Annotated in this window: 8 protein-coding genes and 1 tRNA gene; 5 read left to right on the top strand and 4 right to left on the bottom strand. The window is 41.9% G+C overall.

From position 1 onward, the window contains the following. Nucleotides 1-171 precede the first annotated feature (171 nt). The 5 genes from rpmI to A0J48_RS24405 all read left to right on the top strand — a co-directional run bounded on the left by rpmI (nucleotide 172) and on the right by A0J48_RS24405 (nucleotide 4521). Complete coding sequence (gene rpmI, locus A0J48_RS24425) at nucleotides 172-369, top strand: 50S ribosomal protein L35 (RefSeq protein WP_200327183.1); 198 nt, start codon at nucleotides 172-174, stop codon at nucleotides 367-369. A 22-nt stretch (nucleotides 370-391) separates the two neighbouring features. Further along, on the top strand, nucleotides 392-748 hold the full coding sequence (gene rplT / locus A0J48_RS24420) for a 50S ribosomal protein L20 (RefSeq protein WP_200327182.1): 357 nt from the start codon (nucleotides 392-394) through the stop codon (nucleotides 746-748). A gap of 124 nt (nucleotides 749-872) precedes the next feature. Next, nucleotides 873-1667 carry a transporter substrate-binding domain-containing protein gene (locus tag A0J48_RS24415; RefSeq protein WP_200327181.1) on the top strand — a complete coding sequence of 265 codons (795 nt, stop codon included), beginning with the start codon at nucleotides 873-875 and terminating at the stop codon, nucleotides 1665-1667. Between the two features lie 231 nt (nucleotides 1668-1898). Further along, nucleotides 1899-2423: a tetratricopeptide repeat protein gene (locus tag A0J48_RS24410; protein ID WP_200327180.1), complete on the top strand. Its 525-nt coding sequence runs from the start codon at nucleotides 1899-1901 to the stop codon at nucleotides 2421-2423. A 115-nt stretch (nucleotides 2424-2538) separates the two neighbouring features. Then, on the top strand, nucleotides 2539-4521 hold the full coding sequence (locus A0J48_RS24405) for a primary-amine oxidase (protein WP_200327179.1): 1983 nt from the start codon (nucleotides 2539-2541) through the stop codon (nucleotides 4519-4521). Between the two features lie 106 nt (nucleotides 4522-4627). Here the strand turns inward: A0J48_RS24405 and A0J48_RS24400 are convergent, their stop codons facing one another. The 4 genes from A0J48_RS24400 to A0J48_RS24385 form a co-directional block, all read right to left on the bottom strand. Beyond that, nucleotides 4628-8872: a chemotaxis protein CheB gene (locus A0J48_RS24400; RefSeq protein ID WP_200327178.1), complete on the bottom strand. Its 4245-nt coding sequence runs from the start codon at nucleotides 8870-8872 to the stop codon at nucleotides 4628-4630. A gap of 221 nt (nucleotides 8873-9093) precedes the next feature. After that, nucleotides 9094-10359 (bottom strand): glutamate-5-semialdehyde dehydrogenase, encoded by a 1266-nt coding sequence (locus A0J48_RS24395; RefSeq protein ID WP_200327177.1) that lies wholly within the window; start codon nucleotides 10357-10359, stop codon nucleotides 9094-9096. Nucleotides 10360-10479: 120 nt separating this feature from the next. Next, nucleotides 10480-10887, bottom strand: a complete 408-nt coding sequence (locus tag A0J48_RS24390; RefSeq protein WP_200327176.1) for a hypothetical protein — start codon at nucleotides 10885-10887, stop codon at nucleotides 10480-10482. A 343-nt stretch (nucleotides 10888-11230) separates the two neighbouring features. Beyond that, a tRNA-Gly gene (locus A0J48_RS24385) sits at nucleotides 11231-11302 on the bottom strand. Between the last annotated feature and the right edge of the window lie 219 nt (nucleotides 11303-11521).

Below are 11521 nucleotides of genomic sequence, written 5' to 3'. Positions count from 1 at the left end.
GGAGGCAGGGGAGGCAGGGGAGGCAGGGGAGGCAGGGGGGAAAATAAATAATTACGAATTACGTTCGCGCAGCGTGCCGGAGGCACTATTACGAATTACGAATTACGAATTAGCTTTAATTTGGTTTTCTTAGTATATAATGAGGGATTGTGTCGAATCAAAGCCATCCCCATGCCTAAACTCAAAACTCGTAAAGCAGCGGCAAAGCGATTTCGTGCCACAGGTACAGGTAAAATCGTCCGTCGCAAGGCTTTCAAAAACCACCTTCTTGAACACAAGTCTGCTGACAAAAAGCGCAATATGTCTAAGATGGCAGTTGTGGATGAACGCGATGCAGACAACGTGCGCTTGATGCTTCCTTATTTGTAAAAAATCCTTCAGGTAGTAAGATATGACCCGGGTAAAACGCGGTAATGTAGCTCGTAAACGCCGCAATAAGATTCTCAAATTAGCTAAAGGTTTTCGTGGTTCTCACTCAACTCTGTTTAGAACCGCTAACCAACAAGTGATGAAGGCGCTTCGCAGTGCTTACCGCGATCGCAAAAAGAAAAAGCGTGATTTTCGCCGTCTGTGGATTACCCGTATTAACGCGGCTTCTAGACAACATGGTTTGAGCTACAGCCAGTTGATTGGTAATCTCAAAAAAGCTAACGTTGAACTTAACCGCAAAATGTTGGCACAATTGGCAGTTCTTGACCCTACAAGCTTTGCTAAAGTTGCAGAACTGGCAAACTCTGTTAAAGGATAAAGGTGACAACGGATGAATAACGGATGTAACAGATGTCCCCTTCGGGGAATTCAAAATTAAAAATTCAAAATTAAAAATAATCAACCCGTTTGAATTTTTAGTTGAAGCAAAACGAAGGTATACTATGAGTCGGTTACATCTGGTATTATCCGCTACCTTAATTTTAATTTTCTGCTTGTTTTCTCTAGGGACAGATTTGGTAGCATCTGCCGCGACTCTCCCAGAAATTCACAAGCGGGGTTATTTGACGGTTGCTGTAAAATATAACTTACGTCCTTTAGGCTTTAGAGATAAAAACGGCAATTTACAAGGTTTAGAAATTGATTTAGCCCAGCGTCTAGCAAGTGATTTGCTGGGTAAACCAGATGCTGTAAAATTTCGACCCGTAGCTAATAGCGATCGCTTACCTGCAATTCTCGAACATAAAGTTGACCTCGTTATTGCTAACGTTACAGCTACTGCATCACGCTCCCGCATAGTTAGCTTCAGTGTTCCTTACTATTATGATGGGGCAGCTATAGTTACAAAAAATACAAATATAAATCAGCTAAAAGATTTAGACAAACGCAAAATAGCTGTACTCAAGAACTCTAGCAATATCTATTATGTAAAATATTTTATACCTAATGCTGAATTAGTAGGCGTGAACTCCTACGCCCAAGCACGAGAAAAAATAGAAAGTAATGCTGTTGATGCTGTGGCGGCTGATAACAGCGTTCTTAGTGGTTGGGTACAAGAATCTCCCCAATATCACCTCTTAAAGAGCAAATTATCAGCAGAACCGTTATCTGTCGTCATGCCCAAAGGTTTGCAGTATGATGAGTTAAGAAGATGGGTCAATGAAGCGATCGCTCGTTATACAGCCACCGGTTGGCTCAAAGAACGTACACAGTATTGGGGATTAGGTAGTAGTCATTAACAGGGTGTAGGGGGTAGGGTATAGGGTGTAGGGAAGACAGCGTTGGACGGAGCTTGAACTCCCACACGAGCGTCTTTTCAAGAAGGGGCTTGTATGCGGCGCTGTCTGGAAGCCCCACACCCTGCCCGAACGGGGCTTGGTCAAGAAGAAAAAGTTAATAACTGACAGATGACACCCAACAACTGCCAAAATAGATAAAGAAGGAACTTTTAAGAGTCTATATTTCAGCCAATGGATAACAATCTAGTCCTTGTTTATCTCTCCATTTTCGTCGGGTTACTAGCATTTGCAGCTGTGAGTGTTTTTCGCCAGATTTTCAAAACGCGCAAGCTGGAAAACTCGCTTTCCAAGTTAAAAAACAAATTAACAAAAGAAAAAGGTACAGCCCAAGAATATTACGAATTAGCCAGTATTTATTCCGAAAAAAAAGTTTTTAACCAGGCTATACCCCTATTTCAAAAAGCTATTAAAGCTGCTGAGGAAGAGGGAGAAGAGAATATTGCCCCAGTTTATAACGGATTGGGTTATGTTTATTTCGCCCAAGAACAATACGATTTAGCTATTCGTCAGTACAAAGAAGCACTGAAATTAAAACCGGACTATGTAGTGGCTTTGAATAATCTCGGCCATGCTTACGAGAAGAAAAAATTAACTTCTCAGGCGTTGGAAATGTATGAAGCAGCATTAAAATTTGCACCCAATAACGCTACAGCAAAACGCCGTGCTGAATCTCTACGGCGCTTAGTTTCTGCGTAAATAGAAGATTTTACTGCACGCAGAGACGCAGAAGAGCAGAGAGTAATACCATGTAATTTTACTGTTTTTGAGCAAAAACATTGAAATAAATAGATGTATTTTGTTCTTAAACAGTATGATTTCCAGTTTACATTGTTTGTTTAGGTTAGCGATCGCTATCTTGGTTTGTGTTCATTTCTGGCTAGGTTTTCCTCAGATTACATCTGCTCACGAATTAATTAAACCTCATCCTCTTAACCCGTTAACAGAAAAGGAAATTAATACTGCTGTAGAAGTATTACAACGGGAAAAAAATTTAAGTGAAGCTGCATTTTTTTCCATGATCACTTTACAAGAACCTGATAAACAAGCAGTTTTAAATTTTAAATCTGGCCAAATATTTCCACGTCAGGTTTTTTTACAAGTTTATGAACAGGAACTAAATAAAACTTTTACAGGTACAGTAGATTTAAATAAAAATGCCATCACTAACTGGCAAGAAATACCCCAGGTGCAACCAGCTATTTTACCTCTAGATTATCAACTTGCAGAGGAAGTAGTTAAGGCTGATTTACGTTGGCAAAATGCCATGAAAAAACGGGGAATCAAAGATTTTGAGCAAGTACAAATCAGTCTTTGGGCAGCAGGAATACTCACTCCAGAAGAACAAAAAACAGGTAATCGGATTTGTCGTGCATTATCTTATTATCGGGGTAAATCTGGCAATTATTTTGCTCATCCTATTGAGGGAGTTTTAGTTACAGTTGATTTAAATAAGGGTAAGGTAGATAGTTTTGTTGATACTGGTGTAGTTGCTATATCCAAAGAAAACTGGGATTATGAGATTTCATCTTTTAAAAAATTAATTCCTCCACCAAAACCGTTAAAAATTTCTCAACCAGCAGGAACTACTTTTAAAATTCAAGGTAATGAAATTACTTGGCAAGGTTGGAATTTTCGTTATTTAATGCACCCCCGTGAAGGGTTAGTTTTATATCTTGTTAATTATCACGATGGGGAAAAATCTAGACCTATACTTTATCGTGGTAGTCTTTCAGAAATGGCAGTTCCTTATGGTGATCCTGATCCAAATTGGTCATTTCGTAATGCCTTTGATGTGGGTGAATACAACATTGGTTTATTAGCCAATAAACTAGCATTAGGCCAAGAAATTCCTGAAAATGGCGTTTTATTAGATGCTGTGTTTGCTAATGGTGAGGGAGAACCTTATCGAGTTACAGGTGTAATTGGTATTTATGAAAGAGATAACGGCGTACTTTGGAAACATTTTAATTATCATAGTCAAAAAAATTATGTACGTCGTAATCGAGAATTAGTGATATCAATGATTACGACAATTGAAAATTATGATTACACCTTGAATTGGATATTTCATCAAGATGGAACTTTAGAAGTTAAAAATGAATTAACAGGTATTGATTTACCACAGGGAACAAATTTAAATACACAAACTGAAAATCAAGCCTTTGGGCGATTGTTAGCTAAAAATATCTTTGGTGTTAATCATCAGCACTTCTTTAACTATCGTCTAGATTTAGACGTAGATGGACAGAAAAATTCTGTGATGGAAATGAATGTTAATTCTCTACCTATTAGTGACAAAAATCCTTTAGGTAATAGTATTACTGTGGCAGATACTCACTTAACCACAGAAAAAAATGCTGTGCGAGATGCGGATATTAAACATAGTCGAGAATGGATGATAGTTAATGCCGATAAAAAGAATAGTTTAGGCGTTCCTACTGCATATATGTTAACACCAGGGGGAAATACAATCATGTATGCAGTGGAAGGTGCAAAGATTAGAGAAAAAGCCCGTTTTGCAACTCATCATTTTTGGGTGACAAAATATAAAGATGGAGAAATGTATGCAGCTGGTGATTATCCTAATCAAAGCAAATTAGGAGCAGGTTTACCTAAATATATTGCTGATAATGAATCTGTAGATAATGAAGATATTGTGGTCTGGTATACAATGGGTATCACTCACATTCCTCGTCCTGAAGATTGGCCAGTCATGCCTAGACATGAACTAAGTTTTAAACTGATGCCTAGGGGATTTTTTAGTAGGAATCCGGCCATTAATTTAGGGGAATAATAAGCTGTTAAACCTTTAATTTGTACATTTCTGTACTCACTACTCACCACTCTCTACTCAGCACTCAGCACTCAGCACTCAGCACTCAGCACTCAGCACTCAGCACTCAGCTATTTCTCACCCGTCCTGCTAAGGAAGCAACTACAGATACCAATTGATCAGGTTCAATAGGTTTTGTCAGAAGCATTTGAAACCCAGCAGACAGAGCTTCTGCTTCTTCTGTATTTCCCGCATAGGCCGTCAATGCAGCAGCGGGAATTTGCCCTCCTGCTTCAGGAGTGAGCGATCGCACCTGACGCATCAAGGCGTAACCATCTTCCAAAGGCAGACCAATGTCAGATAAGAGTACATCGTAACTGCCAGGGTTAGCCATGAGTATTGATAGTGCCTCCCTTGCCGATCCAGCCTCTGTTACTTCCACTTCATAGTCTTCCAGCACGATTTTGAATAACTGCCGGATATCCGCTTCATCATCGACAATCAGCACCCGTATACCTGCCAAGGATGGGTAAGAGGGTGGGGAAGTTGGGGAAGAGGGAAAGACAACTGACTCTTGCGGACTGGTGACAGCAGATACTTCTAGTTGAGTGTGCAGAGGTAGCCTGACAGTAAAAGTTGTACCTTTCCCCACACCCGGACTTTCTACTTCCACTGTCCCACCGTGGAGTTCTACCAAATGACGCACAATTGAAAGCCCTAGTCCCAATCCCGGATTTGATTTGCTTCTGCTGCCATCAGCTTGACGGAAGCGTTCAAAAACAAAGGGGAGAAAATCTGTACTGATGCCTAGCCCAGTATCCCTAACTTGAATTTCAGCTTGGAAATCATTGTAGTCTAAGGTAACATCAATTCTGCCCCCCGGTGGCGTAAATTTAATCGAGTTAGAAAGTAAATTCCACATGACCTGCTGGATGCGAATCGGATCTCCAACTAAAGTTATGGGTGAGGAATCTAGTCTTGATTGAATTTGAATTTTTTTCGCTGCTGCGGCCAGATGCACAATCTCTATCGCTGCCTCAATCACAGGCACAAGCTTAATTGATTCGGCATCCAAACGTAGCCTACCGGTGCTAATGCGTGAAATATCCAACAAATCCCCAATCAGTAGATTTTGAGCCTTTGCACTGCGTTCAATGGCTGCCAATGCCTGATGAGTTGTAGCTTCATCTAGCTGTTTCTCACGTAGCAACTGTGTCCACCCCAGTAAAGAATTAAGTGGATTCCGTAACTCATGAGAGAGAATGGATAAAAATTCATCCTTAGCACGGTTAGCAGTTTCTGCCGCAGCACGGGCTGACTGTTCTTGAGCGAGGAGATGAGTACGTTCTGCTTCTAACTGCTTTTGTTGAGTGATGTCCTCAATGGCGAGAAGAATCAGTGAGCGATCGCTTATTTGTGGCATTTTCCGGGCATTGAGGCGCATAATTTTATGGCCAATTTCCTCAAATGTATGCTCCACCTCCAAATCCTGAAACTGGTATTGATGGGGGAGGATATCTTCTAAGAGCGATCGCAACTGGGGAATATTCCACTGTCCATTGCCAATTTCGTAAATGAGGCGATTTTCTGTTTCTTCTGGCACCACCATAAATGTGTCGTAGAAAAATTGATTAGCAGTAACCACTTGTAAATTCATATCCAGCACCACTAGAGATTGGCGCACAGTATCCACAATCGCTTCTGCATAATCACGGGATGCTCTAAGTTGCTCGGCACTGTCTTTGAGGGCGTTAATGTCAACTAAAACTACCACAGCACCGTCAATTTTGTTATCTATTGTCCGATAGGGACGGATTCGCAGGTCATACCTGTTACCATCTTGGTCTTGAACTTCCTGCGTTTTCAAATTCAGGCTGTTAATCACCTCTAAGATTTGTACTTCTAAATCAGGAACATTTAATCTGTGTTTAATATCACTCAACGACCGCCCCACATCTGTGGGAATGAGATTGAAGATTAGACCTGCGGCTGGAGTAAAACGACGAATCAGTAAATCACCTCCTAGCATCAAGATCGGAATATTGATACTACTAAGCAGATTTTGCAAATCATTACTAACCTGGGTTGATTCCAGATTCCGTCGTTGCAGTTCGTCGTTAATTGTATTTAGTTCTTCATTGGTGGCTTGAATTTCCTCCTTAGCAGTTTCTAGTTCCTCATTCGTACTTTGCAATTCTTCGTTGCTGGAGAGAATTTCTTCGTTAGCTGCTCTCAAGTCTTGATTAGTGGCTTGCTGCTCCTCAATAATAGATTGAAGATAGTCCTTAGTGCTGGCTAAATCCTGTTGAAGTTGGGCTATTTCTTGCTCATAACTAGCTTGTTGCCTCTGTTCAAACGGAATCAAGTTATCACCTGCATTTTCTTCCTGACTATCTCTAATTGCCTCTGGTGCAGAAGTTACTGACTCCAAATTATCCGCAAACAAAACTAAAAAGTAATATTCTCCTGCCCCTTGGGGTCGGAATGGAATCACATCAATACTCACCAGCCTCACTTGATTCTTCCGTCTGATTTGTATGCCTCCCTTACTTACAGTGACCCCTTGCTTTTTAGCTTGATGAATGACGGTGCGTAGCTCCAGGCGCAATTCTTCTTTAGCCATTTTCAGCAAGTTAAAACTGGGTCTGCCCGGTGCAGGTTCTAGATAGGGACTGGTCTGTCCTCGAAATTGCAAAATTTCCAGGTCACTGTTAACAATCACACCCACAGGGGCGTATTGGTTGAGGACAATCTGGTCAGCCTGTTTCTGTATTTCCAAACCATCTTTAACAGCCTCACTGACTGGCAATTGCGGTTTGACAGTTTCCAGGGAATAGTTACTGGTTATTAGCTCAATACCCAGCCGCCCAGATGCCATTTTCCGAGAATAAATCTTGTATCTTTTATCAACCAGTGCAAACAATTCAGAAAACTCGCCCACCGTCTCAGAAGTGCCTAACATCAAAAAGCCTGTGGGTTTGAGTCCATAGTGGAACATTGGCAGCACTTTCTTCTGCACCGTAGAACTTAAATAAATCAGCACATTGCGACAAGTAATTAGATCCATTCGAGAAAAAGGCGGATCACTAATGAGGTTTTGTCTGGCGAAAACACACAGTTCGCGCACCGGCTTGCTAATTTGGTAACCACCCTCTACCTGAATAAAGAAACGCCCTAAACGTTCAGGAGAAATATCTGCGACTTGACTAGGCTTATAGATAGCGGTTCTGGCTTTCTCAATCGCCACCTCATTGATATCCGTGGCAAAAATCTGGATAGGGATATTGATACCCTGATTGGTCAAAAATTCCAGTAAGGAGATGGCAATGGAGTAAGCTTCTTCACCGGTTGAACATCCTGCTACCCAAATGCGGAAGGGCGAATCTGGCTTGCGTCCCTCAGCTAGAACGGGAAATACTTTGGTTTTTAAAGCTTCAAAGGCTTCCAAATCTCGGAAAAAACTGGTGACAGTAATCAGCACATCCTGATATAGCGCCGTCACTTCCGCTGGGTTTTTCTGGAGATACTCAACGTAATCCTCCAGCTTATCCAACCGATACAAAATCATCCGCCGCAGAATCCGTCGCTTCAGGGTTGTCTGTTTGTAATGGCTAAAGTCAACACCTGTAGCTGCCCGCAGCAGATGGAAAATCCTTGACAGAGCGTCTGTGCCTTCTGGCATGATTTCAGTGGTTTTGACTGGTGTGGGGCGCTTGACGTAAGGATGGGTGCTGATGTTTGCCAGTTCCTGGGCAATTTGTTGGGGGGTGAGAATAAAGTCCACATAACCAGAGGCCACAGCAGTGTTGGGCATACTACTAACTTTTGCTGATTCCTCACATTGGGCAAAGGTAATGCCCCCTGCTGCCTTGATGCTTTCCAATCCTCTGGTACCATCTCCATCACCACCTGATAGCACAACACCAATGGCTTTACTTCTCATCGCTTCCGCTAGGGAACAAAAGAAACTATCAACGGTCAGTGATATACCGTGAGTCTTCTCACGCGGTTTGAGTTTCAGTTTTCCTTCCGTAATGGTCATTGTGGCACCGGGCGGAATCACATAAACATGATTCGGTTCTACTTGCATCCCATTTTCAGCTTCAGTTACCGGCATTTGGGTTGTCCGGGAAAGAATCTGTGTCAACATACTTTTTTGCTGGGGATTCATGTGTTGAACTAGCACAAATCCCATGCCAGTATCAATTGGCAAATAGCTCAATATTTGGGTGAAAGCTTCTAATCCACCAGCGGAAGCTCCCATGCCGACAATTGGAAATAATTCCTTCTCTTGATCCTGCTGCTCTTCGGCGACTGTTTTCGGTAAAGAGTCATTGGTTTGAGATTCCCCAGAAGACGGCCTAGAGTTCATAATTATGCACCTGATTTAGATGTCAAGGTGTTAAATCTTAAATAACCAATCTTGACTCGATGTTTCTAGTCTAATCAAATAAAATACGAATTTAGGCAAATAAATCTTTCTTCATCAGCTGAGAAACTTTGAATTTGCATAACGATGGCGGGCAAGATGCCCAAACGAAGCAATGCATTTCACAAAATCGCATCGTTACCTTATGACCTGGCAAGAGGCACTTAAAACCGCCCATTTCCCTGAACGATATGCTTCACTGTCGTCAACGTTTCCAAACTCATAAACCCCCGGCGATGTCCTTTTTGATTGGACATTCCCAAAAATACCGCATCTCCCCGTGAGGAATTGCGGGAAAAACGCGGGGATGCGTTGATGTAGGTGGAGGCGCTATTGACTCCTAAAGCAAATTGCCGACTTTCTTGGTAAGATTCTGTGACAATACAATCAGCATGACCGCTACTATATTGATTAATCCAAGCGATCGCTGCTTCTAAACTATCCACTAATTTAAACGCTACTGTCTTGGTTAAATAGGGAATTCCCCATTCTCCTTCTTTGGCTAACTGCAACTGGGGAAAGGCTTCTACTAGTTCCGCATCTGCTTTGAGTTCAAAGCCTTTTTCTTTTAAGCTATTCCACAACACAGACAAGGAAGATGGTAAAGCTTGACGATGAATCAGCACTTTTTCAATGGCGTTTACTCGATCTGGTTCACTCTCATGGCTATCGAGAATCATCCACCGAACCATTTCCAAGCTGCTATTTAGGGACCAGTAGAGGTAACAATTACCCATGGCTGATTTTAAAACTGGACAAGTTGCTTGTCTAACCACCTGTTGAATTAAGCTGGAACGTCCGTAGGGAATAACTAAACTTAAATACTGGTCTTGGGTAACTAAATCACGCAAAGAAGCTCCATGTTCGGCTGTAACTAATTCTATGCTCCCTGGTGGTAAACCAACTTCACTAATAGCATTTTGTAGCACTTGGGCGATCGCTGCGTTGGAATGACTGGCTTCTGTACTACCTTTTAAAATAATGCTATTACCAGTTTTTAAACAAAAACCAGCAGCGATCGCCCCCAAATCAGGAAAAGCCTCATAAATAAATCCAATCACTCCCAAAGGCATTAACTGGGTATAACTCTGAGAATCTTCCTGTTGATAATCGGCGGTTCTCACCCGTCGCAGCGGATCTGACAATTCCCCTAAGCGTTGAAGAATGGTAACAGTATTCTCTAACCTGGAAGGAGTTAGTTTCAGCCAATCCAAAATTAATTCTGATACCGCCATTTCTCGACTTGCTTCTAAGTCCAATGTATTGGCTTCGAGAATATCGTCGAATGCATACTCTAGGGCCTGTGCCATCGCTAACACAGCACGACTCCGATCCGCCCCTTTGGTAATCCCTAACTTGAGGGAAGCTTGATAAGCGCGTTTGGCGCTGTTTATGGGTTCGGGACAATCATCAAAAACTTCAACAGTCATCCGATTTTGGATTTTAGATTTGGGATTTTGGATTGATTCCACGGATAAATCCGGGGTTTGAGAATTTGAGATTTTGAATTTTGAGTTGATTCCACAGATCAATCCGGGGTGATCATTGAATTAACGTCTGTAGGTAAGCCAGACCATAATTGCTGGCAGAATAGCCAATAACACCGCTACTATAGCCCAAGCAATCAGACTAGAACCATTTGCCAAGCGTAATGCTAATGGTAGCCATATAATCACTAGCACGAAAATAATGCCCAACGCTATCGGCAAATAACTTTCTCCCAATTTCGGTTGGATCACATTCCAACTATTCCCCGTCCAGCGCCAAGCCCGCTTATAGGGATAGGTGGTAGAAAGTTGCTCCAGCACATAACCATTATCTTCGACAACGAATATTTGCTGGCAGCGATCGCAACCAAAAGCTTCTGTCAGAGTGATCGGTATTAATCGCCCCCGACGACGACAAGGACAAGTATAGTCCGTATTTAAATCTATTTTTTCAGGTTTTTGAGATGGCACAAGCGGTCTAAATAACTTGAGCGTGTTTTTGTTAACAGTTATAGGTGGATGTACCAAGAATTATTTCTTGGATTACCTATTTCGACAAATTCGCTTTGCTGGTTAATGCCCACTTCAGCTTAATTCATGTCGAATATATCCACACTTAGCATTAGTTCTAGTATATTTCTGCCAGCATTGTTGCCGCTATTTTCAATCCGACAAAATACCCAACAGAAAGCAGCTATCAGCGTTTAGCTATCAGCATTAAATCCCACCCTGATAAAACCTTATGTAAACTGAAGGTCTGGAAATCCACCATTGATCTCACAGACCTTAAATACATATTTAATACTACTTTCAAAGCGGGTAACGCGATTCGAACGCGCGACATCAACCTTGGCAAGGTTGCGCTCTACCACTGAGCTATACCCGCGAAACTCAACATATTCTTAGTTTGTCAGATTTATTCTGGTTTGTCAACCCCTAAATTGAATTTTTTTGGTAAGAGGGAACAGGTGACAGGTGACAGGTGACAGGTGACAGGTGACAGGTGACAGGTGACAGTTAAGAGGTAATAGGGAATAGGGAATAGGTGATCAATACAACATTATTCTCCCCTGCTCCCCCACACCCTACACCCCACACCCTGCAC

Origin of the sequence: Sphaerospermopsis aphanizomenoides BCCUSP55 (assembly GCF_001586785.1) — a bacterium.
GTDB classification, from domain to species: Bacteria; Cyanobacteriota; Cyanobacteriia; order Cyanobacteriales; family Nostocaceae; genus Sphaerospermopsis_A; species Sphaerospermopsis_A aphanizomenoides_A.
The sequence above is the reverse complement of the archived record's forward strand: the minus strand, read 5'-3'. Positions and strand labels throughout refer to the sequence as shown.